The sequence below is a fragment of the Variovorax sp. 160MFSha2.1 genome (genome assembly GCF_048305075.1).
In the GTDB taxonomy this organism is placed as follows: Bacteria; Pseudomonadota; Gammaproteobacteria; order Burkholderiales; family Burkholderiaceae_C; genus Variovorax; species Variovorax guangxiensis.
Genome location: NZ_CP157624.1, coordinates 902,387 through 923,133 on the forward strand (window position 1 = coordinate 902,387; position 20,747 = coordinate 923,133).

Annotated in this window: 19 protein-coding genes; 4 read left to right on the forward strand and 15 right to left on the reverse strand. The window is 70.4% G+C overall.

What is annotated here, in order from left to right:
* Positions 1–69 precede the first annotated feature (69 nt).
* Complete coding sequence (locus ABL838_RS03855) at positions 70–495, forward strand: MarR family winged helix-turn-helix transcriptional regulator (RefSeq protein ID WP_126021597.1); 426 nt, start codon at positions 70–72, stop codon at positions 493–495.
* Positions 492–2,255 (forward strand): chloride channel protein, encoded by a 1,764-nt coding sequence (locus tag ABL838_RS03860; protein ID WP_184634411.1) that lies wholly within the window; start codon positions 492–494, stop codon positions 2,253–2,255. The genes ABL838_RS03855 and ABL838_RS03860 overlap by 4 nt, the downstream gene beginning before the upstream one ends.
* Before the next feature lie 4 nt (positions 2,256–2,259).
* Here ABL838_RS03860 and ABL838_RS03865 read toward each other — a convergent pair whose 3' ends face one another.
* Positions 2,260–3,270: a zinc-binding alcohol dehydrogenase family protein gene (locus ABL838_RS03865; RefSeq protein ID WP_418124228.1), complete on the reverse strand. Its 1,011-nt coding sequence runs from the start codon at positions 3,268–3,270 to the stop codon at positions 2,260–2,262.
* Between the two features lie 84 nt (positions 3,271–3,354).
* Here ABL838_RS03865 and ABL838_RS03870 point away from each other — a divergent pair, with 84 nt between their 5' ends.
* On the forward strand, positions 3,355–4,263 hold the full coding sequence (locus tag ABL838_RS03870; protein ID WP_418124230.1) for a LysR family transcriptional regulator: 909 nt from the start codon (positions 3,355–3,357) through the stop codon (positions 4,261–4,263).
* A 345-nt stretch (positions 4,264–4,608) separates the two neighbouring features.
* Here ABL838_RS03870 and ABL838_RS03875 read toward each other — a convergent pair whose 3' ends face one another.
* The 5 genes from ABL838_RS03875 to pgaA all read right to left on the reverse strand — a co-directional run bounded on the left by ABL838_RS03875 (position 4,609) and on the right by pgaA (position 11,875).
* Entirely contained in the window at positions 4,609–5,406 is a 798-nt protein-coding gene (locus ABL838_RS03875) for an SDR family oxidoreductase (protein WP_418124232.1), read from the reverse strand.
* A gap of 74 nt (positions 5,407–5,480) precedes the next feature.
* Positions 5,481–6,062: a poly-beta-1,6-N-acetyl-D-glucosamine biosynthesis protein PgaD gene (pgaD, locus tag ABL838_RS03880; protein ID WP_418124234.1), complete on the reverse strand. Its 582-nt coding sequence runs from the start codon at positions 6,060–6,062 to the stop codon at positions 5,481–5,483.
* Complete coding sequence (pgaC, locus tag ABL838_RS03885; protein WP_418124236.1) at positions 6,052–7,332, reverse strand: poly-beta-1,6-N-acetyl-D-glucosamine synthase; 1,281 nt, start codon at positions 7,330–7,332, stop codon at positions 6,052–6,054. Before pgaC ends, pgaD begins: the two co-directional genes overlap by 11 nt.
* Complete coding sequence (gene pgaB, locus ABL838_RS03890; RefSeq protein WP_418124238.1) at positions 7,329–9,410, reverse strand: poly-beta-1,6-N-acetyl-D-glucosamine N-deacetylase PgaB; 2,082 nt, start codon at positions 9,408–9,410, stop codon at positions 7,329–7,331. The genes pgaC and pgaB overlap by 4 nt, the downstream gene beginning before the upstream one ends.
* Positions 9,410–11,875: a poly-beta-1,6 N-acetyl-D-glucosamine export porin PgaA gene (gene pgaA, locus ABL838_RS03895; RefSeq protein ID WP_418124240.1), complete on the reverse strand. Its 2,466-nt coding sequence runs from the start codon at positions 11,873–11,875 to the stop codon at positions 9,410–9,412. The genes pgaB and pgaA overlap by 1 nt, the downstream gene beginning before the upstream one ends.
* Positions 11,876–12,327: 452 nt before the next feature.
* Here pgaA and ABL838_RS03900 point away from each other — a divergent pair, with 452 nt between their 5' ends.
* Entirely contained in the window at positions 12,328–13,176 is an 849-nt protein-coding gene (locus ABL838_RS03900; RefSeq protein WP_369659733.1) for a creatininase family protein, read from the forward strand.
* Between the two features lie 7 nt (positions 13,177–13,183).
* Here the strand turns inward: ABL838_RS03900 and ABL838_RS03905 are convergent, their stop codons facing one another.
* From ABL838_RS03905 to ABL838_RS03945, 9 genes are all read right to left on the reverse strand, one after another.
* On the reverse strand, positions 13,184–14,146 hold the full coding sequence (locus ABL838_RS03905) for a threonine dehydratase (protein WP_418124243.1): 963 nt from the start codon (positions 14,144–14,146) through the stop codon (positions 13,184–13,186).
* Positions 14,147–14,173: 27 nt separating this feature from the next.
* Entirely contained in the window at positions 14,174–14,806 is a 633-nt protein-coding gene (locus ABL838_RS03910) for a LysE family translocator (protein WP_418124245.1), read from the reverse strand.
* 1 nt (position 14,807) lies between these two features.
* On the reverse strand, positions 14,808–15,500 hold the full coding sequence (locus tag ABL838_RS03915; protein ID WP_418119051.1) for a VOC family protein: 693 nt from the start codon (positions 15,498–15,500) through the stop codon (positions 14,808–14,810).
* A 14-nt stretch (positions 15,501–15,514) separates the two neighbouring features.
* Positions 15,515–16,438 (reverse strand): PhzF family phenazine biosynthesis protein, encoded by a 924-nt coding sequence (locus tag ABL838_RS03920; protein ID WP_418124247.1) that lies wholly within the window; start codon positions 16,436–16,438, stop codon positions 15,515–15,517.
* A gap of 5 nt (positions 16,439–16,443) precedes the next feature.
* Complete coding sequence (locus ABL838_RS03925) at positions 16,444–17,085, reverse strand: glutathione S-transferase family protein (RefSeq protein WP_418124249.1); 642 nt, start codon at positions 17,083–17,085, stop codon at positions 16,444–16,446.
* Positions 17,086–17,123: 38 nt separating this feature from the next.
* The gene (locus tag ABL838_RS03930; protein WP_126021583.1) at positions 17,124–17,765 is read right to left on the reverse strand and encodes a LysE family translocator; all 642 of its coding nucleotides are present in this window, start codon (positions 17,763–17,765) and stop codon (positions 17,124–17,126) included.
* Between the two features lie 39 nt (positions 17,766–17,804).
* Positions 17,805–19,007, reverse strand: a complete 1,203-nt coding sequence (locus tag ABL838_RS03935; RefSeq protein WP_184634437.1) for a PLP-dependent aminotransferase family protein — start codon at positions 19,005–19,007, stop codon at positions 17,805–17,807.
* Between the two features lie 62 nt (positions 19,008–19,069).
* A complete protein-coding gene (locus tag ABL838_RS03940) occupies positions 19,070–20,035 on the reverse strand; it encodes a DMT family transporter (protein ID WP_418124252.1) in 966 nt (321 codons plus the stop codon).
* Positions 20,032–20,631, reverse strand: coding sequence for a LysE family translocator (locus ABL838_RS03945; RefSeq protein ID WP_418124254.1), 600 nt, complete (start codon positions 20,629–20,631; stop codon positions 20,032–20,034). The genes ABL838_RS03940 and ABL838_RS03945 overlap by 4 nt, the downstream gene beginning before the upstream one ends.
* Positions 20,632–20,747 lie beyond the last annotated feature (116 nt).

The window sequence follows — 20,747 nt, forward strand, 5'->3', positions numbered from 1 at the left end:
CCGATTGTGTCGCACGGCATTTATATCATGACGTGATATATTCGCGGCCGTTCCGCCAACCGCACCGCCATGGCTCCCACACCCCGCAAGCTCGCCAAGAAGGACTTCGAGGCGCTTTCCCAGTTCCGCTACCAGATGCGCCGTTTCGAGCGCTTCTCCGAACGGGCCGCGCAGGCCGAGGGCCTCACGCCGCAGCAGTACCTGGTGCTGCTGCACATCAAGGGCGTGCCGGGGCGCGACTGGGCCTCGGTGGGCGAAATCGCCGAGCGCCTGCAACTGCAGCCGCACGGCGCGGTCGCGCTGGTCACGCGCTGCGAGGCGCTCGAACTGGTGCAGCGCAGGCCCAGCGAAACCGACCGCCGGCAGGTGGAAGTGCATCTCCTCGCCAAGGGCGAGAAGCTGCTGTCGAGGCTGGCTGAACTCCACCGCGCGGAGTTGCGCTCGCTGAAAGGCGTGTTCGACGTGCCGCAGATCGATCTTCCGGAAAATCCATGAGCTCCAAGGCCACCTCCCATCCGCCGCGCGGCGACTTCGCGCTCAACACGCGCCTGATGCGCATCACCGTCATGGCCGCCGTCATCGGCGCCGTGAGCACGGTGGCCGCGCGCGTGCTGCTCGACCTGATCCGCTTCTTCACCAACCTGTTCTTCTTCCAGACCTTCTCGCTGGCCGACCGCTCGCCGGCCACGCACACGCTGGGCGCCTGGGTCATCGTGGTGCCGGTGATCGGCGGGCTCATCGTCGGGCTGGTGGCGCGCTACGGCTCCGACAAGATCCGCGGCCATGGCATTCCCGAGGCCATCGAGGCGATCCTGTTCGGCAAGAGCCGCATGTCGCCGAAGGTGGCGCTGCTAAAGCCGCTCTCTTCGGGCATCGTCATCGGCAGCGGCGGGCCCTTCGGCGCGGAGGGGCCGATCATCATGACCGGCGGCGCCATCGGCTCGCTGATCGCGCAGCACTTCCACCTCACCGCGGCCGAGCGCAAGGCGCTGCTGGTGGCGGGCGCCACCGCGGGCATGACGGCGGTGTTCGGCACGCCGGTGGCGGCCGTGCTGCTGGCCGTGGAGCTGCTGCTCTTCGAGCTGCGCCCGCGCAGCCTGCTGCCGGTGGCCGTGGCCTGCGCGGTGGCGGGCTTTGCGCGGCCGCTGCTGATGGACCCGGGCCCGCTCTTTCCGCTGCAGACGGCCGCGCCCGGCCCGCTCGCCATGCTGTCGTGCGTGATCGCGGGCGTGCTGTGCGGCGCGCTCGCGGCATCGCTGTCGATCTCGCTCTACAAGGTGGAAGACTGGTTCGGCAAGCTGCCGGTGCACTGGATGTGGTGGCCCGCCATCGGCGGCCTCGCGGTGGGCATCGGCGGCTACTTGCAGCCGCGCGCGCTGGGCGTGGGCTACGACGTGATCGGCGACCTGCTGCACAACCACCTGGCGCTCGGCGTGGTGGTCGCGCTGCTGGCGGTGAAGGCCGTGATCTGGGTCATCTCGCTGGGCTCGGGCACCTCGGGCGGCGTGCTCGCGCCGCTGCTGATGATGGGCGCGGGCCTCGGCGTGGTGCTGTCGCACGTGCTGCCCGGCAACGACCCGATGCTGTGGCCGCTGGTCTGCATGGCGGCCACGCTGGGTGGCGTGATGCGCGCGCCGCTCACCGCCACCATCTTCGCCTTCGGGCTCACGCACGACAGCAACGCGCTGCTGCCCCTGCTGGCCACTTCGGCCGTGGCCTACGGCTTCACCGTGCTGACGATGCGCCGCTCGATCCTCACCGAGAAGATCGCGCGCCGCGGCTATCACATCTACCGCGAGTACGGCATCGATCCGCTGGAGCGGCATTCGGTGGAAGAGGTGATGACGCGCGAGGTGCGCAGCATCGACGCCGCCATGCCGCTGGCGCAGGCGATGTTCGAATACTTCGGCGAGGGGCAGGCGCACCGCGCCTTCCCGGTGCTGCGCAATGGCGCGGTGATCGGCGTGGCCGATCGCGCCATGCTCGCCGCGCGCGGCACGCGCGACCCCATCGCCACGGTCGGCGACGCCTGCGCCGACGTGCCGCTCTATTTCGCGCTGCCCGGCGAGAACTGCCGGGCCGTCGCCACGCGGCTCGCGCGCCACCGGCTGGAGCGCCTGCCGGTGGTGAAGGACGCGCAGTCGTTCGCGCTGGTGGGCATCGTGGCGCGCAGCGACCTCATCAAGCCGTCGCTCGCGCACTTCGACGAAGAGGAAAAGCGCGAGCGCATGCGCGGGCTGCCCTGGCAGTCCTAGTTCATCAGAACCCCGCCAGCACCACCTTGCCCTGCGCCTTGCCGCTCTCGATGAGCGCGTGGGCGCGGCGCAGGTTCGCGGCGTTGATGGTGCCGAAGCTTGCGTTGGCCGTGGTGCGGATGCGGCCCGCGTCCACCAGCGCGGCCACCTCGGCCAGCAGCGCGCCCTGCTCGGCGATGTCGGGCGTCTCGAAGCGCGAGCGCGCGAACATCATCTCCCAGTGCAGCGAGATGCACTTGGTCTTCAGCGGCATCGCGTCGAGCACCTTCATGTCGTCGATCACCGCGAGCTGGCCCTGGGGCTTGAGGCTTTCGATGATCTGCGCGTAGTGCTGGTCGGTCTGCGTGAGGCTGGCGACCATGTCGACCTCGCCGATGCCGGCGGCCTTCAGCTCGGCGGCCAGCGGCTTCGAGTGGTCGATGACCGCGTGCGCGCCCAGCTCCAGGCACCAGGCCCGCGTCTCGGCGCGCGAGGCGGTGGCGATCACGCGCAGCTTCGTCAGCTGGCGCGCGAGCTGGATGAGGATGGAGCCCACGCCGCCCGCACCGCCGGTGACCAGCAGCGTCTGGCCTTCGCCGCCGCCCTTGGGTACACGCAGGCGGTCGAACAGCAGCTCGTACGCGGTGATGGTGGTCAGCGGCAGCGCGGCGGCTTGCGCGTCGTCGAGGCTCTTTGGGGCGAGGGCGGCGATGCGCTCGTCCACCGCGTGCAACTCGGCATTGGTGCCGGGGCGGATGATCGAGCCCGAGTAGTACACGCGGTCGCCGACCTTGAAGTTCTTCACGCCGGCACCGACGGCCTCGACCGTGCCGACCGCATCCCAGCCCAGCACCTTGGCCTGGCCGGCCTCGGGCGCGGCGTTCTTGCGGACCTTGGTGTCCACGGGGTTGACCGACACCGCCTTCACGCGCACCAGCAGGTCGCGCGCGCCGGGCACGGGTGCGGGCAGCTCGATGTCCTGCAGCGATTCGGGGTTCTCGATGGGGAGGGACTGGTAGTAGCCGATGGCTTTCATGGGAGGGCCTTTCTGTGACGATGATTGAACTGTAGGATCGCAAGGCTGGTTTGATAAGTAGGCTGAAATCAGCAACAGTTTCAAATGAAGATTGAAAATATCTCCGATCTGCAGGTGCTGGTGCATACGGCGCGGGCGGGCACGCTCACGGCTGCCGCGCATGCACTGGGGATCACGCCGGCAGCGGCCAGCGCGACGCTCAAGCGGCTGGAGGCGCAGCTCGGGGCGCGGCTGTTCGAGCGGTCGACGCGGGCGATGCGGCTCACGCCTCAAGGGCAGACGCTGCTCGACTACGCGGTTCGGGCCTTCGAGCTGCTCGACGAGGGGGAATCGCTGGTCACGGCCGATCGCGGGGAGCTGGTCGGCACCCTGCGCGTGGCTTCGCCTTCGGACCTGACGCGCAGCACGCTGCTGCCTTGGTTCGACGAATTCCTCGCGCTGCATCCGGGCGTGCAACTGTCGCTGTCGGTGGGCGACCGGCCGCTGGACGTGATGCGCGACGAGGTCGACGTGGCGCTGCGGTACGGGGCGCTGGCGGATTCGCGGCTGGTGGCGCGGCCGTTCGCGCTCACCAATCCGCTGCTCACGGCTTCACCCGACTACCTGCGGAGGCATCCGGCGCCTCGGGTGCCGCAGGATCTGGTGCATCACAACTGCCTGATCTTCAATCGCTCCGGACGTCGGCACAGGGTGTGGCGGTTTGCGCAGAACGGGCAGTGGACGGAGGTGCGGGTGAATGGGAACCGCAGCGTGGACGATGCTTCGCTGGCGCGGGAGTGGACTGTGGCGGGGTATGGGATTTCTCTGAAGTCTGCGCTGGATGTGCGCGATGACATTCGCGAGGGGCGGCTCGTTCGGTTGCTGGCGGATTGGGAGACTGAGCCTTATCCGTTGCATGCGTTGTTGCCTAGTGGGAGGTTTGTGCCGGCTCGGGTTCGGGCTTTTGTCGAATTTCTTGCTGGGAAGTTCGAGGCTTTGTTGGCGTTGCCTTGAGGTTTTTTCCCGGGGCCGGGACTCGCCCCGGCAGGCGACCTACTTTTCTTTGCTTCGCCAAAGAAAAGTAGGCAAAAGAAAGGCGACCCCACTGTCTGCGACCCCTTCGCTTTGCGAAGGGGCAACCTGCGGTGCTCGCGTTTCGCGGGGTCTCGCAGAACTCGCTTCGCTCAGACAGCTGCGAGCCCTGATCCGCGAAACGCTGCGCTCCTCGGCGCAGCCAGAGGGGAGGGGAGCCACACGGGCCTTTGCTTCGCTCGGCCTCGTTTTTCTCCCTCTCCCGCTTGCGGGAGAGGGTTGGGGTGAGGGCCGCGGCGCCTGATGTCGCCGTGCTTTCTCGTTCCCTCAGATCATCGGCGTCACCGCACCATCCATCGCCACGATCGCGCCAGTCACATAACTCGCCTTCGGCGACGCCAGGAACAGCACCGTGTTCGCCACTTCCTCCGGCGTCGCGATGCGGCCCAGCGGCAGCCTTGCCTTGGCTCGCTCCAGGGCCTCGTCGGTGTCGATGCCCTGCAGCTTGGCGTCGGCCTTCATGCCTTCCTGCAGGCGTTCGGTGAGGGTGAGGCCGGGGTTCACGGCGTTCACGCGCACGCCCTTGGCGGCGTAGGCGGCGGCCATGCCGGCGCTCACGAGCATGAGGGCGGCGTTGGCGGCGCCGCCTGCCATGTGCACGGGGCTGGCGACCTTGCCGCCCTGGCCGATGACGTTGACGATGGCGCCGCGGCCGCGCTGGCCCATGCGCTTCACGACGGGGTCGATCATGTGGATGTAGGTGAAGTACTTGGCGTCCATCGCGTCGTGCCATGACGCGGGCGTGAGATCGTCGGGCGGGGTGCGGCGCGCGGCGCCGGCGGAGTTGACGAGCACGTCGACGGGGCCGAAGGCCTGTTCAGCGGCATCGAGCGCGGCGAGCGCGCCGGCCGGGTCCTTGAGGTCGGCTGCGTGGACGGACACGCGGGCGCCGGCCTGCGGGAACGACTCGGCCAGCGTCCTGCGGCCCTGTTCGAGGTTGGCGAGGTCGCGCGAGACGAGGCTCACGCGCGCGCCTTCGCGCAGGAAGCCGAGCGCGCAGGCCAGGCCGATGCCCTTGCTGCCGCCGGTGACGAGTACGTGCTGGTCCTGGAGCTGGAGGTCCATGAAACGGGTCCTTGGTGGGAGATTGCAGGATGGGTGCGGCGATTCAATCACCACCGCGAAACCCCTGCACGCGCTCAGCGCTTCTTCCTTGCTGGACGTGGCTCGGGTTCGAGGGCGGCCGGCGTGGTATCGATGGCTTCGCGCAGGTGGCCGTTGTTGTCGTGGTGCACCAGCAACTGGCGCGTGCGCTGCCAGGTCGACAGGCGCGCGGGGGGCACCTCGATGTAGGTGGCCAGGGCGGAGAGGGAGGATTTCTCCTTCACCGGCGCCGGCTCGCGGCGATGCTGCCGGCGGCGCCATGGCGCGATCACCAGCATCGACAGCAGGATGCCGCAGATCACCAGGCCGTACAGGCTCAGCAGGTGCATCACCTCGGGCTGCGAGCGCGCGCCCAGCACGTAGGGCCACGCGTACCAGATGGCGCAGAACCAGATCGCGATGGTGATGGCGGGACGCAGCAGGCGCAGCCACAGGTACATGGCCAGCGCGCGCTGCGGCGAGCGGCTGCTGCCGAAGGCGCGCAGCGGGATGCGCGCGGCGTCGATGATGGGCTCCTCCACCGCAGGCTGCCCCCACGAGCGGCGGCGGCTCGGCGGCGCCGCGTCGTCGTGCATGTCGGGCGGGTAGCTGGAGGGGAACACGGACTCATGGGACATCGGAGACTCCTCTATCGGGACTGGTCCACACCGCGCGTTTGCCCCGGCGGCGTATCAGGGCTTTGGGAAAGGCGATCACGGTGGTGGCCATCGTGATGGTCCAGAAGGCGATCGGGTACCAGATCGTTCCGGCGAAGTAGCGCATCAGGTCGCGGTCGTAACGGCGGTCGATCCACAGGCTCAGCAGCATCTGCAGGATGCAGGTCATCGCCAGCAGCGTGCCCTGCCAGTGCGGCAGCAGCGCCGAGTGCCAGGAGGAGTCGGACGGCAGGAAGGGCCGCACCAGGCTCACGATCAGCACCAGGGCCATGGCGTAGGCCCAGAAGATGCTCGTCATGTACTCGATGTAGACGGGCCACATGCGCCAGTGGCGCGGCCGCAGGATGTGCGAGCTGCAGCGCAGCATGGTCTGGATGCCGCCCATGGCCCAGCGCAGGCGCTGCTTCCAGAGACCGCGCAAGGTCTCGGGCATCAGGATCCAGCACAGCGCGCGCGGCTCGAAGCGCAGCTGCCAGCCGGCGATCTGCAGCTTCCAGCTCATGTCGATGTCCTCGGTGAGAACGTCGGGGCTCCAGAAGCCCACGTCGATCACCGCGCGGCGCCGGAACATGGCGATCACGCCCGACACCGTGAAGAGCGTTCCCACCAGCTGCTGCGAGCGCTTGATGAGGCCGATGATCGAGGAGAACTCGCCCACCTGCATGCGCCCCAGCAGCGTGGTACGGGTGCGGATGCGCGGGTTGCCGGTGACGGCACCGATGCGCTCGGAGGCCAGCATCGGCAGCAGCATCCACGCAATGGCGTCCTCGTCGATCAGCGCGTCGCCGTCGATGCCCAGGATGTACTCTCCGCGCGCGAGCTGGCAGGCGGTGTTCAGGCCTACGGCCTTGCCCTGGTTGCTGGCGTTGTGGATCACGCGCAGGCGGCCGTATTCCTTGGTCATCTCGTCGAGCAGCTCGCCGGTGCCGTCGGTGCTGCCGTCGTTCACCGCGATGACTTCGCAGTACGGGTAGCGCGTGCGCATCAGCTGCTCGATCACCTCGCGCAGGTGCGGCGCCTCGTTGAAGCAGGGCACCACCACCGTGACCAGCGGGCGCGAGGGCAGCAGCTCGAGCGGATTGACGTCCACGTCGCGCTTGCGCTCGAACACCATCGCATGCGAGAGGCCGCCCGCCATCCAGACGTAGGCCATGAAGAACGGGTAGTAGAAGACGAAGCCGAACAGCAGCGAGGGCAGCGTCTGCGCGAGGAATTGCGTCGTCGGGCTCATGGCGCGCGCCCTCCCTGAACCGCAGGCGGCGGGCTTTCGGGCTGGGCCGGCGTGCGCAGCGCGCGCGGCAGCAGGGTGCGCACCGAGATCGCGCGGCGCACGGTGTCCAGCCCCGGCTGGTCGTTGAGGAAGTCGTCGGGGTAGTAGCCCAGGTGGCGCACGCCGGCGCGCTGCAGCAGCGTCCACTGGCGCGAGAGTTCGGCATCGGGCACGGGCTTGCCAGTGCGCCAGTCGCGCGCCTGCAGTTCGAAGACCGTGCCGTCGAGCCCGCGAGGCGTGTCGGCGGCGCGTTTGGCCAGGCGCGCGAGCCAACCCTGCGCATCGGCCTCTCGCTCCATGCGCGGCATGGCCATGAGCGCGACGTAGTCGTAGGCGGCGAGCGAGGCCTCGTAGTTCTGCGCGAACCACTGCTCGGCCTGGGGCTCGAGCACCGGCCGGGCGTAGAGGTTGCGCGCGGTCTCCAGCATGGGCCGCCAGGCGCCGGTGCGCGCGGCGAGCTCCTGCGTGAAATCGATCAGGTAGCGCGTCCTGGCCGTGGTCCAGCGCGCCATCAGCTCCGGGCTCGCGCGGATCGCGGCCACGTCGGCAGGCAGGCCCCATCCGGCATACGTGGCCAGCGCGGCGGGGCTCGCGTCCTCGTCGTCGGAGAGCATCGCGTCGTCGTGGAACAGCAGCCCCTCGAAGAAGGCGTGGCGGCCCAGGTCCTCGTAGATGTCGCCGACCAGCGCGCGCACCGCGGGGTCGAAGGGCGTGAGGCGGTGGTAGCGGTCGGCGTGCGTTGCGCCGTCCTGCGCCGTCACCGTGTGCGTGGCGAGCGGGTTCGACGCAGGCAGCCTGAAGGCCATGACCGGCATCCAGGCGTAGACCTTCACGCCGGCGCGGCTGCGCAGCTGCCAGGCCGCGCGCCCGAACAGGTCGGCGCGCACCGGCAGGTGGCGGTTGGGAAAGTACAGCGCGTCGGCCACGCCGTCGCCGTCGGGGTCGGCGTACGCCTGCAGGAACACCGCGCGCGGACGCACGGCGGCCACGCGGTCGATCAGCATCGAGAGGTTGCGCTCCTGCTGGGCGGGATCGGGGTCGTACACGTAGTCGAGGTCCACGTGCATCACGCGGTTGACCGGCCGCACCTCGCCGCCCACGGGGCTGCGCAGCATGCGGTCGAAGGCGGGCGCCTCGTTGTCGTAGGCGGCCAGCGCGCGGCGGATGCGCGAAAGCGGCACCTCCGGCGCGTTGGGGCCGTCGTCGAGCGTGAGGGTGATGGGCATGCCCGCGCGCTTCGAGGCCTCGACGGCCGCTGTGTTGTAGGCGCCGTAGGGCCACACCATCGAGCGCACCTTCGCGCCGGTGCGCCGCTCGATGATCTCGCGGCTGCGGCGCAGGTCGGCCTCGACGCGCTGCACGTAGGCATCGTCGTCCTCGTAGCGGCCGGTCTTCGGGTCGTAGCGGTGCGTGGCCGCGGCCGGCAGCAGGTTGCCCTGCGGGTTGGCGAGGATGCCGGTGTGCATCGCGTCGCTGTGGCTCGCGAATTCGACCAGGCCCGAGCGCGCCATCTCGGCGGCTTCGCTCCACAGCAGGAAGTTCTCGCGCGGTGCGGGCCTGTCGCCCCAGTGCACCTGCTGTCCTTCGGGCACTTCGAGCCAGCTCGTGACCAGCGCCATCACCGCCGGATAGTTGTAGCGCCTGAGCAGCGGAAACACCTTGGTGTAGGCGCTGCGGTAGCCGTCGTCGAAGGTCAGCAGCACCGGCTTGGGCGGCAGCGGCTTGCCGCCCGCGCGCGCGTCGACGATCTGCTGCAGGCTCACCGGGTGGTAGCCGTTGTACTGCAGCCAGGCGAGGGTGCCGGCGAAGGTGCGCTCGTCCACCGCGGTCTCGTCTGGCGATGCCTCGAAGCTCTCGCGCACGTTGGCGCGCACGTCGTGGAAGGAGATCACCCGGAAGCTCAGGCCGTCGTCGGGATCGGCGGGCGGCAGCGGCTGCGCGACGGCCGGCAGCGAGCAGGCCGCCAGCAGCGCCAGCAGCCAGGGCAGCGCCGCGCGCAGGAAGGCGAGGGGAGGGGGCTTCGTCGTCGTTCTTCTCATCACGGCAGGGGAGTCGAGAGGTTCAGGAAGACGCCGCGCTGTCGCTCGCGCACGCCGTCGTAGGGATGGCCGCCGACCAGCAGCCCGTAGCGCAGCGTGAGCTTCGGCCCGAGGTTCCAGCGGTGCTCGTAGCGCAGGCTCCAGGTCGGGCCGCTGCCGAAGCCGGCCTGCCGGTAGCTGCCTCCACCGAGCTCGACGACCTGGAAGAACTGCCGGTCGTCGCGCTTCCAGTTGAGCCACTGCGCGCGCACGCTGAACTGCACGCTGGAGTCGCTCGACGGGTTGAAGTAGGGCGCGTCGATGGCACGGCCGCGGCTCGCGTCGGCGCCGAGCCGGGTCTCGAGCTGGAAGGCCGGCGTGCTGATCCAGCGCTCGCGCCAGCCGATGTCGACCCCGTCGCGCCGGTTGCCGTCGCTGAAGTCCAGCCGCTGCCACTTCAGGTCGAAGCGGCGCGATTCGTCGACCACGTAGCCCACGCTCGCGCCGAACTCGTGCGCGCCGATACCGGCCGCGCGTGCCTTCCACGGCAGCTCCCGGCTGTCGCCGTCGTAGGTGGCCGACAGCCGCCACGCGTCGCCCGCTCGGTAGTCGAGCCGGCCGGCCACGCTGTTGCGGTAGGGGCCGGTGTTCGCGTGCTGCACGATGCCCTCGGCCAGCCAGCGGCCCTGCTCCCAGCCGATGCCGATGCCGCCGCGCGCCCAGTTCGCGTTGCCGATGTCGGTGCTGCCGCGTCCCAGCGTCTGCTCGTAGAACATGCGCCAGCGGTCGTCGATGAGGCCCGAGCTGAGGCGGCTGTCGATGCGCCATTCATGGTTGGCGATGGCCGCGCCGCCGGAGGAGGCTTCGGCGTCCACGTCGAGCCTGGGGCCGACCAGCGCGCGGCGCTTGCGTTCCATCTCGCGCACCTGCACCGAGTCGGGCACGTCCACGGCGAGCGATTCGGCGCGGCGGCGGGCCTCGGCGAACTCGGACGCGTCGAGCAACGCCTCGACATGGCCGATGCGCGCATCGGTGTCGTAGGGCGAATCGGCCGCGAGCGCCTCGTAGCGCGCCAGCGAAGCCTCGGGGTGCTCGCGCAGCCGCTCGGTGAGGGCCGCGCCGTGCACATAGCCGGCGTTGAGCGGCGCTTCCCGCGTCAGCACCGAGAAGCTCTGCTGCGCGAGCGCCGGGCGGTCGGAGTAAAGCTGCACCAGGCCGCGCAGCCCGCTGACATCGCTGTACTCGCCGTTCGGGCGGCCGGCCTCGGGCGCGAGCCGCAGATGCGCGGGCGTGGCGGCCTCGATGCGCTGCAGCAGCGCATCGGCGTCCGCGAAGCGACCCACGTCCAGATAGGCGTAGACCAGCCCGAACCAGGTCTCGTCGGGCATCGGCATGTCGGCGCCGCGCCATGCGAGGGCCGCTTCGTAGACCGGCACGGCCTCGATGGAGCGGCGCTCCTGCGCGAGCGCGCGGCCCACGGCTGCCAGCCCATAGGCGGGGATGTTCGTGTCGGTGGCGCGCAGCGTGTCGTAGAGCGCGATGGCCTCGGCCGGGCGGCCGCGTTCGACCAGCGCCAGCAGGCGGTCGGACTGCAGCCTCGCCCGCACGGTGCGCCATGCGTCGGCGTCCACGGGCTCGGCCTGCAGGGCGGCGGCGTCGACGCGGGCGAGCGCGGCTTCCTGGTCGGCCAGCACGCGGTCGAGCGCGGCGACGCGCTCCATGCCAAGGCGCTGGTCGCGTGCGCGTATCGCCCAGCGCAGCCGCTGCGCCAGCGCCTCCTGCTGCAGGGTGGAGAGCGCCAGCGGCGAGAAGCTGCCGGGATCGGCGCGCTGCGCGGCCTCCGCGCTCTCGAGGGCGCTCGACGCGGCGCCGCTGGCCGCGAGCAGGAAGTCGGCCTCGCGGCGCAGGTCCACGCGCCCGGGCCGCAGCGCGCCGGCCTCGGTGTAGGCGCCGAGCGCCTGCAGCGTGTCTTTACGGGCGCGCGCGAGGGCGCCGCGCAGTTCGAGCAGCGCGACGCGGTCCTCGATCCGCGTCGGGGCCGGCTGCGACAGTTCGCTGTACAGGGCCTGTGCGGCGGCAAGGTCGCCGCTTTCGAGGCGCCACCAGGCTTCGTGGACGCGCGGTTCGCGTGCAGCGGGCTGCCGCGCGCGCCAGACGCCGATGACTTCGCCCCGCAGGTCGGAGTCATGGGCGCGCCGCGCGGCCACCGCGAGCGGGCCCAGGGCATAGGTGCCCAGCGTCGAGGGCGCGAACTGTCGGCCCAGCGCCACGGCCTCGGCGTACTGGCCATCGGCGGATGCGATCGCGATGGCGTCGGAGGCCACGCGCCGGCTGGCCTCGCCGTCGTCGATCGGCGAGGCGAGCCATGCCTTCAGCCGGCGCAGCGCCTCGGCGCCGGTGACGCGGCCTTCGCGGCGCGCGACGATCAGCGCATCGTGCTGGCGCGCGTCGTAGGGCGACGCGCTCTGGCCGACTGCGACCGGCAAGGCAGGTGCCGGATGCGGCTGTGCAAGCGCCACCGGTGCAGCGAAGGCCAGCGTGCACGCCAGAGGCAAAGGGGGAAATCTCTGCGCGGTCTGCGCGAATCGACGAAGCAACGAACAGGTCGGCGCGGGGCTGCGCATGACCATGGCCGTGCCTCCAGTTTTTTTCTGGATGAACACCTTGCTCCCTTGGAAATCCGGAAAAGAAACCCCGGCATCCATGACGACGCCGCAAGGACCGGGGTTGCCGATGTGACAGGCCGGCAGCCCCGATCAGGAATTCAGATCTGGAATCACTTTAGACATCATTGTTAACAGGGGCAAACAAAAGACCGAGGAATTGGTTATATGTGTGAACAGATTCGCGTTTTGGGCGTTCGCGGCTATCGCTTTTGTCGGACGGACTCCCAAGCGACCGACGGGCGCCAGGCTCCGCCCCGGCCTAAGATCGCGTGATGAACGCACCTCAGGCCTCCCCGGCGACTCCGCTGCCGCCGCTCCCTCGCTTCTGGTCGCAGCTCACCACGCGCGACTTCGCCGCGCTCGGCGCGGCGGCCACCGTCGCGGTGCTGCCGCTGGGCGCGACCGAGCAGCACGGACCGCACCTGCCGCTGGGCGTGGACACCATGCTGGCCGACGGCATCGTCGCCGCCTCGCTGCCGCTGCTGCCGGCCGCGCTGCCGGTGCTCTTCCTGCCGACTCAGCAGATCGGCCTGAGCCCGGAGCACGCGCGCTTCGCGGGCACGCTCACGCTGTCGGCCGAAACGCTGATCCGCATGTGGAAGGAAATCGGCGCGTGCGTGGCGCGTGCCGGGGTGAAGAAGCTGGTGCTCTTCAACGCGCACGGCGGCCACGTGGGCGCGATGGACATCGTGGCGCGCGAGCTGCGCGCCGAGCATGGGCTCATCGTCTACAGCGTGAGCTGGTTCAACCTGCCGCTGGGCGACGCGGGCGCGCAGTTCAGCGCGCAGGAGCACCGCTTCGGCGTGCACGCGGGCGAGATCGAGACTTCGATGATGCTGGCGCTCTCACCGCAGCTGGTGCGCATGGGCGAGGCGCGGGATTTCGATTCCACCTCGCGCCAGCGCGCCGCCGACTACGCGATCCTTGGCAACGGCAGGAGCGCCAAGCTCGGCTGGGCCATCGAGGACTACAACCCGCACGGCGCCGCCGGCAACGCGGCAGCCGCCACGGCAGCGCACGGGCAGGCGGTGGTCGACGAGGCAGCTCGTCAGCTCGCGCTGCTGCTGGAAGAGGTATCGCGGCTGCCGCTGGAAACGGCCAACACCGGCCCTCTTCCCTGATTGACGATCAGGCGGCCAGTACCCCGGCGAACATGCCGGAGTCGACATTGCCGCCGCTCACGCACACGCCCACCGTCTTGCCGCGCCAGCGTTCCTGCTGCTGGAGCGCGGCGGCCAGCGCGGCCGCGCCGGCACCCTCGGCCACGTTGTGCGTGTCGCTGAAGAGGATGCGCATCGCCTGCGCGATCTCGTCGTCGGTGACCGTCACCACGTCGTCGGCCTCGCGCAGTATCACCTCCACCGATTCGGGCACCGGCGTGCGGCAGGCCATGCCGTCGGCCAGCCGCGTGGTCACGGGCGACTCGACCGGTTTGCCCGCGCGGAAGGAATCGCGGTAGGCCGTCGCATGCGCCGACACCACGCCGATGAGCTTCGTCGACACGCCGCAATGCGCACGCGCCGCCGCAGCGGCCGCGAAGCCCGAGCCCAGGCCGATGGGCACGAACAGCACGTCGGGCGGCTCGGCCGAGAGCGCCTCGAAGAATTCGACATACGCCGTCGAGACGCCGCGCACCAGCTCGCGGTGGAACGAGGGCACGCGGTGCAGGCCGTCGCGCTCGGCCAGCGCGGCCGCATGCTCCGAGGCCGCCTGGAAGTCGTCGCCGTGCTCCACCAGCGTGACGCCCAGCGCGCGCATCGCGGCGTTCTTCTCGGTCGAGTTGCCGTGCGGCACCACGATGGTCGCGCCCAGCCCGTGGCGCCGCGCCGCGAAGCCGACCGACTGGCCGTGGTTGCCGCGCGTGGCGCTGATGGCGTGGCGCACGCCCGGGTGCTCGCGCGCCAGGGTCTCGAAGTAGGTGAGGCCGCCGCGGATCTTGAAGGCGCCGGCCGGCGTGTGGTTCTCGTGCTTGGCCCACACGGTGGCGCCCAGGCGCTGCGACAGCAGCGGCCAGGCGTACTGCGGCGTGGGCGGCATGGCCGCGCGCACGGTGCGCCGCGCGGCTTCGATCTCTTCTCGGGTGAATCTCATCGGGTCTCCTGGCTCTTTCCTTGTTTCTTATTTGCGTTCGGTCAGCGCCACGCGCACGGCCAGCGCGGCGAGCACGCTGCCCATGATGTAGCGCTGCGCGCGCAGCCAGCCGGCGCTCTGCGACAGCACGGCGGTGATGCCCGCGGCGCCGACGATCATCACGGTGTTGACCGCCGCGCTGGCCGTCATCTGCGCGATGCCCAGCTGCATGCTCTGCAGCAGCACCGAGCCGCGCTCGGGGTGGATGAACTGCGGGAAGAACGAGAGATAGAACATCGCCACCTTCGGGTTCAGCAGGTTCGTGAGAAAGCCCATGCGAAACAGCTTGCCCGGCGGATCGGCCGGCAGCGCGCGTGCCTCGAAGGGCGCGGTGCCGCCCGGCTTCACCGCCTGCCATGCGAGCCACAGCAGGTAGGCCGCGCCGGCGATGCGGATCGCGTCGAACGCGAGCGGCACCGCCAGCAGCAGCGCGGTGAGCCCGAGCGCCGCCGCGAACAGGTGCACCAGGAAGGCCAGCAGCACGCCGCCCAGCGAGATGAGCCCCGCGCGCCGGCCCTGCACCAGCGTGCGCGAGACGCAATAGATCATGTTCGGCCCCGGCGTGAGCGCCAGCAGCAGCGAGGCGAAAGCGAAGAGGGCGATCTCGGCGAAGCTCAGCATGTCAGAGTCCTTGTGATTCGAGGGTGACGCTGCCGCGCGGCGTGTCGAGCACGGCAACCAGGTTGGGCGCGCCGGCATCGATGTCGATGCCCGTCATGCCGATGGCCGCGAGCGCCGCGGCCAGCGCGGGGGCGCGCGGATGCGTGGCGCGCAGCGAGCGCAGCACGAGGCCCGACGCCGGCATGGCGTCGGTGGGATGCACGGCGCCCCACTGGATCAGCGTGGGCAGCGCGCCGTAGAACAGCCGCTGGCCGTCGTCGCGCACGGTGATCTGCCATTCGAGCCGGCCGGCGGGCGTATCGCGCGAGGCTTCGAGAAGCTGGCCGCGGTCGATGTGCGCGTGCTCCTCGCGCGCCAGCGCGCGTGTCGCCGCATGCGCGTCGGGCACGCGCGCGACGAAGTGGATCAGCCGCGGGCCATGCCGCGCGATGCTCGCCTGCAGCGTGGCATCGTCCATGTCGAACCAGCGGCGCGTCCTGGGCCGCGAGGGATGCTTGCCGGGCTCGATCGCGATGATCTCCGCATATGCCGCCGGAAAGGCATCGCCCGAGACGTTCAGCAGCCGGTTGTGCGTGCCCATCAGCGGATGCGAGCCGCCGGGCGCCGGCGTGACGCCGAGCGTGGCCTCGCACCACGCCACGCCCTCGGCGAGCGAGGCTGCGGCGATCACCAGGTGGTCGAGTTGCGCGTGCATGGCGGGCGGCCCGTTCAGAGCGAGACGCTGCCGTCCACGCAGGTCACGGCGTCGCCGCCGACCCAGATCCGGCCTTCGGCGTCGCGCTCGATGTGGACGCGGCCCGCGCGCCCCAGGCACTGGCCTTGGGCGGCAAGGTAGCGCTCGGGCATGTGGCCGTCGGCGATCAGCCATTCGGCCAGGCTCGCGTTGAGGCTGCCGGTGACCGGGTCTTCCTGCACGCCGATGGGCTCGGCGAAGGCGCGCACCTCGAGGTCGATCTTCGCGCCGTCCGCGTTGGGAACCGCGGGCCGGTTGCCGAAGGCACGCGCCTCGCGGTTGGAGCGGCCGATGAGCAGCGAGGTGTCGTGCGCCGCGGGCACGCCCGCCACGCCGGCCTTCACGCCCAGTTCCTTCAGCGCGCGGTGGTCGGGCTGCAGCGCCAGCACCGCGTCGGCGTCGTTGACCAGCAGGCCGAACCAGACGGGGCCGTTGTCCAGCACCTGCGCCGCCACCACCTGCTGCGCCTTCAGGCCCAGCGCGCCCGCCACCTTGGCCAGCAGCGCGGGGCTGGGCGCGCTGCGCCTGAGCGGCGGCGCGGCGAAGGCCAGGCGGCTGCCATCGCGGCGCAGCGGCACCAGGCCGGCGCCGCACTGCTGCACCACCATGCCCGCCGCCTTGGGCTTGCCGCCGGCCTCCAGCCACGCATGGCAGCTGCCGATGGTCGGGTGGCCGGCGAAGGGCAGCTCACCGCCGGGAGTGAAGATGCGCACGCGGTAATCGGCCGCCGGGTCGGTGGGCGGCAGCAGGAAGGTGGTTTCGGACAGGTTCGTCCACTGCGCGAAGCGCTGCATGGCGGTGTCGTCGAGGTCCTGGCCGTCGATCACCACCGCGAGCGGGTTGCCGTAGTAGGCGGCGGCGGTGAAGACGTCGACTTGCTTGAAGGGGCGGGATTTCATCGGGTTCATTCGAGGGATAAATCGAGCACGCCGCGCGTGCCCGGGCGGGAAAGCAGTTCGGAGTACCAGCGCTCCACGTTCGGCCAGCTCGGCCGGCGGTATTCGGCGCCGGGCAGGCCGAACCAGCGGTGCGCCTCGCAGCCCACCGGGATGTCGGCCATGGTGAAGCGCTGGCCGGCCATGTAGCGCTGGCCAGCGAGATGCACGTCGAGCATCGCGAAGAGCGCTTCGCTCGCGCTCACCGAGGCCTCGATGAGCGCCGGCTGGCGCTCCGAGGGCGGCGTGCGCACCCACTGGACGAAGGCGTCGCGGCTCGCGCGGTTGAGCGTGGTCTGCTGCCAGTCCATCCAGCGCTCGGCGTCGAAGCGCGCGGGCAGCTCGGCCGGATAGAGGTTGCCGTGCGAGTGCTTCGCGCAGAGGTAGCGCACGATCACGTTCGATTCCCACAGCGTCACGCGCTCGGCGCCCTCGCCGTCGTCGATGGTGGGCACCATCGCGTTCGGATTGAGCGCGAGGTACTCGGGCGTCTGCACCACGCCGAACCTGCCGCCGGCCTCGGTGCGCTGGAAGTCGAGCCCGAGCTCCTGCGCGCACCACACCACCTTGCGGACATTGATCGAGCTGATGCGGCCCCAGATGTTGAGCATGTCTTTTCTTTCCTGGTTGTCGTTTCTTTGCCCGCCGGTCAGCGCGGCGAAGGACGATCGAGAAAAAGCAGCCGCACCGCCAGCCCCAGCATCACGGCCGCCAGCAGGCTGTTCTGGATGCGCGCCGCGCCGGGGCGCTTTTGCAGCCAGCGTCCGATCTGGCCGCTGCACGCGCCCAGCAGCGTGTTGAAGGCCAGCGCGGCCGCCGACAGCAGCACGCCGAGCTGCAGCAGCTGCAGCGTCACGCTGCCGCGCGCCGGGTCGACGAACTGCGGCAGGAACACCATGAAGAACAGCAGCGCCTTCGGATTGACGAGGTTGTTCAGCAGCGCCATGCGCACGATGCGGCCGAAGCCGGCGGGCCTGGCCCGGGCGCCCATGCGAAGCCCGATGCCGCCGTTGCGCAGCGCCTGCACCGCGAGCCACACCAGGTAGAGCGCGCCCGCGTAGCGCAGCAGGTCGAACGAAGGCGGCCATGCCGCCACCAGCGCGGTGACGCCGGTGGCCGCCGAGAGCGTGTGCACCAGGTCGGCCGCCGAGATGCCCAGCGCCGCGGCGAAGCCGCCGCGTGGGCCGTGGGCCACGCCGTGCGAAAGCACGAAGGCCATGTTCGGGCCCGGCGACAGGAACAGCGCCAGCACCGCGAGCATGAAGAGCGAAAGTGTCGCGAGGCCGATCAACGCGGGCTCCTTCGGGCTCGGGTGCTGGCGCGGCCGGCCTCAGGCCGGCGTGGCGGCCAGCTTCCTGTCGCCCAGCAGCACCAGTTCCTCGCGCAGCGTCTGCGCGAGCGCGGCGATGGCGGTGTCGATCTCCTCCACGCTGGCCGTCACGAACGACAGGCGCAGCGTGCGCGGATCGCCTTCGCCGGCGTAGAAGGGCGCGCCGGGCACGAAGGCCACGTTGCGCTCCACCGCCTTGGGCAGCAGCTTCACGGTGTCCACGCCCTCGGGCAGGCGCGCCCACAGGAACATGCCGCCCTTGGGCGCGTTGAACTTCACGTCCAGGCCGGCCATCTCGCGCTTGAGGGCGGCCATCATCGCGTCGCGCTGGCGCTTGTAGAGGGCGCGGATGGTGGGCACGTGGGTGTCGAGGAACCTGTCCTTCATCACCGCCGAGACCATGCGCTGCGTGAAGATGGGTGTGTGCAGGTCGACGGCCTGCTTGGCCTGCAGCAGCTTCGGGTAGATGGACTTGGGCGCCACCAGGAAGCCCAGTCGAAGGCCGGGTGCCAGCACCTTCGAGAACGAGCCCAGGTAGATCACGCCCTCGGGGTTGCGCGCGGCCAGCGGCAGCGGCGGGGCTTCGTCGAACCAGAGTTCGCCGTAGGGGTTGTCCTCCACGATGGGCAGGCCGGCGGCGGCAGCGGCTGCCGACACGGCGGCGCGGCGCTCCTCGGTCATGGTGCGGCCGGTGGGGTTCTGGAAGTTGGGCAGCAGGTAGATGAAGCGCGCGTCCTTGGCCTTGGCCACGAGGTCGTCGACGATCACGCCGTCGTCGTCGCTGGCCACGCCCACGGGGTGCGGCTCCATCGGGCCGAAGGCCTGCAGCGCGCCGAGGTAGGTGGGCGTTTCCACCAGCACCTTGCTGCCCGGATCGATCAGCACCTTGGCCACGAGGTCCAGGCCCTGCTGCGAGCCGGTGGTGATGAGCACCTGCGAGGCATCGACGTCCCACGGCAGCATGTCGGCCACCGCCTGGCGCAGCGGCGCGTAGCCTTCGCTCGCGGCGTACTGCAGCGCGGCCTGGCCGTCGTTGTGCAGCACCTCGGCGCAGGCGTCGGCAAAGGCCTGGATCGGGAAGGTCTTGGGCGAGGGCAGGCCGCCGGCCAGGCTGATGATGCCGGGGCGCTCGGTGACCTTGAGGATTTCACGCAGCACCGAGGGATTCATCTTGGCGGCGCGGGCGGCGAGTTTCCAGTTCATGGCTTTCTTCTTTCAGGCGGTGAGGTGAGATTCGGATGTTCGGGAGGGCGCAACGGCGCGGATCAGTCACGGTACACGACATGGGCCCGCTTGTCGTCCAGGCCGCGTGTGGGCGCCGGGGCAGGCGCCGCCGGCTGCGACAGCCGCTTGCCGATGACCACCGTGGCCACCACGGCGACCGCGAAGGCCAGCGTGACCACGTCCAGCGGCTCGCCCAGGATCGGGATCGACGCGAGGATCGACAGGAAGGGCTGCAGCAGCTGCGTCTGGCTCACGCGCAGCGCGCCGCCAAGGGCCAGGCCGCGGTACCAGGCGAAGAAGCCGATCCACATCGAGAAAGTGCCGACGTAGACGAAGCCCAGCCAGGAGGCGGTGGCGACCGGCTGCGTGGGCCACAGCATCAGCGTGGCCGGCAGGGTGAGGGGCAGCGCCATCACGCACACCCAGCAGATCACGCGCTCGGCGCCCAGCGAGGGCGTGACCTGCGCGCCGTAGATGTAGCCCAGCGAGGCCGCGATGACCGCGCCCACCAGCAGCAGGTCGGCCCATTCGAAGCCGAAGCCGTGTCCGCTCTGGCTGGCGCGAAGCACCGAGAACACCACCACCAGCAGGCTGCCCGCGATGGCGCAGAGCCAGAAGCCCAGCCGAGCGCGTTGATGCAGCACCCAGGCCGCGACGGCGGCCGTGACCAGCGGCAGCAGCGCCGTCACCACCGCCGCATGGCTGGCCGTGACCACGCGCAGCGCATAAGCTAGCAGCAGCGGGAACCCGATGGCGTTGCCCAGCACCGCCATGCCCAGCGGCTTCCACTGGTGCGGGGCCGGGCGCGGCGAGCGCGTCACCAGCAGGAAGACGGCCGACAGCACGCCCGCCAGCGCCGCGCGCCCGAGGGTGACGAACCACGGCGAGAGCTGCGGCGCCTCCTGCGGGCCGGTGGCCAGGCGCGTCATCGGCAGCGTGACGGCGAACATCGCAACGCCCAGCACGCCCAGCCACATGCCGAGCGTCTCGTCCTTGATGCTCCTCATACGCCCACCATCCACCAGGCGGTGAGCACCAGTACCAGGCCCATTGCACGGTTGAACCACAGCAGGCGCGAGCCCTTGGCCAGCCAGTCGCGTAGCATGGCGCCGACCAGCGCATACGCGAAGTTGCTGACGAAGGCATAGGCCAGCATCACCGGCGCCACGATCGCGAAGCGGTGCAGCGCGTCGGGCTGCCCGGCGATCCAGCCGGCCACCAGCGTGAGCGCCAGCAGCCAGGCCTTGATGTTCACGAACTGCAGCATCACGCCCTGGCCGAAGCCCACCGAGAGGCTCTTGCCATCGGCCTTGCCGAGCGTGGCGCTGCCGCTGAGCTTCCAAGCCAGCCACAGCAGGTAGCCGATGCCCAGCGCCTTGATGGCCAGCCGCAGCGAGGGCATTGCCACCACCAGCGCGCCGATGCCGGCGGCGCACAGCGCCAGCAGCAGGGTCCAGCCGACCGGCACTGCGACCACGAAGCGCATGGCGCGCGACAGGCCGCCATTGGCCGCCAGGGCGGTGGAAAGCGTGGTGTTGGGACCGGGCGAGAAGCTCATCGCCGTGGCCAGCACCAGCAGCGCGGTGAATTCTTGCCAGTTCATGACACACACTCTAAACTTGCGACCATTACAGTTCCAGTACAGATGATCGAACAATAAGGCAATCTGTATTGGTCACCCCTTCGACACAGAAGCCAGGGAAACCGGCACAGCCCGGA

Bases quoted from the DNA above. Each gene is read 5' to 3' on its own strand.
- ABL838_RS03875 (WP_418124232.1), bottom strand. From the start codon at position 5,406: ATGGACCTCCAGCTCCAGGACCAGCACGTACTCGTCACCGGCGGCAGC.
- ABL838_RS03915 (WP_418119051.1), bottom strand. From the start codon at position 15,500: ATGCACGCGCAACTCGACCACCTGGTGATCGCCGCAGCCTCGCTCGCC.
- ABL838_RS03900 (WP_369659733.1), top strand. From the start codon at position 12,328: ATGAACGCACCTCAGGCCTCCCCGGCGACTCCGCTGCCGCCGCTCCCT.
- ABL838_RS03910 (WP_418124245.1), bottom strand. From the start codon at position 14,806: ATGCTGAGCTTCGCCGAGATCGCCCTCTTCGCTTTCGCCTCGCTGCTG.
- ABL838_RS03870 (WP_418124230.1), top strand. From the start codon at position 3,355: ATGAAGATTGAAAATATCTCCGATCTGCAGGTGCTGGTGCATACGGCG.
- pgaD (WP_418124234.1), bottom strand. From the start codon at position 6,062: ATGTCCCATGAGTCCGTGTTCCCCTCCAGCTACCCGCCCGACATGCAC.
- ABL838_RS03935 (WP_184634437.1), bottom strand. From the start codon at position 19,007: ATGAACTGGAAACTCGCCGCCCGCGCCGCCAAGATGAATCCCTCGGTG.
- ABL838_RS03865 (WP_418124228.1), bottom strand. From the start codon at position 3,270: ATGAAAGCCATCGGCTACTACCAGTCCCTCCCCATCGAGAACCCCGAA.
- pgaC (WP_418124236.1), bottom strand. From the start codon at position 7,332: ATGAGCCCGACGACGCAATTCCTCGCGCAGACGCTGCCCTCGCTGCTG.
- ABL838_RS03940 (WP_418124252.1), bottom strand. From the start codon at position 20,035: ATGAGGAGCATCAAGGACGAGACGCTCGGCATGTGGCTGGGCGTGCTG.
- pgaB (WP_418124238.1), bottom strand. From the start codon at position 9,410: ATGAGAAGAACGACGACGAAGCCCCCTCCCCTCGCCTTCCTGCGCGCG.
- ABL838_RS03905 (WP_418124243.1), bottom strand. From the start codon at position 14,146: ATGAGATTCACCCGAGAAGAGATCGAAGCCGCGCGGCGCACCGTGCGC.
- ABL838_RS03945 (WP_418124254.1), bottom strand. From the start codon at position 20,631: ATGAACTGGCAAGAATTCACCGCGCTGCTGGTGCTGGCCACGGCGATG.
- ABL838_RS03925 (WP_418124249.1), bottom strand. From the start codon at position 17,085: ATGCTCAACATCTGGGGCCGCATCAGCTCGATCAATGTCCGCAAGGTG.
- ABL838_RS03920 (WP_418124247.1), bottom strand. From the start codon at position 16,438: ATGAAATCCCGCCCCTTCAAGCAAGTCGACGTCTTCACCGCCGCCGCC.
- ABL838_RS03855 (WP_126021597.1), top strand. From the start codon at position 70: ATGGCTCCCACACCCCGCAAGCTCGCCAAGAAGGACTTCGAGGCGCTT.
- ABL838_RS03860 (WP_184634411.1), top strand. From the start codon at position 492: ATGAGCTCCAAGGCCACCTCCCATCCGCCGCGCGGCGACTTCGCGCTC.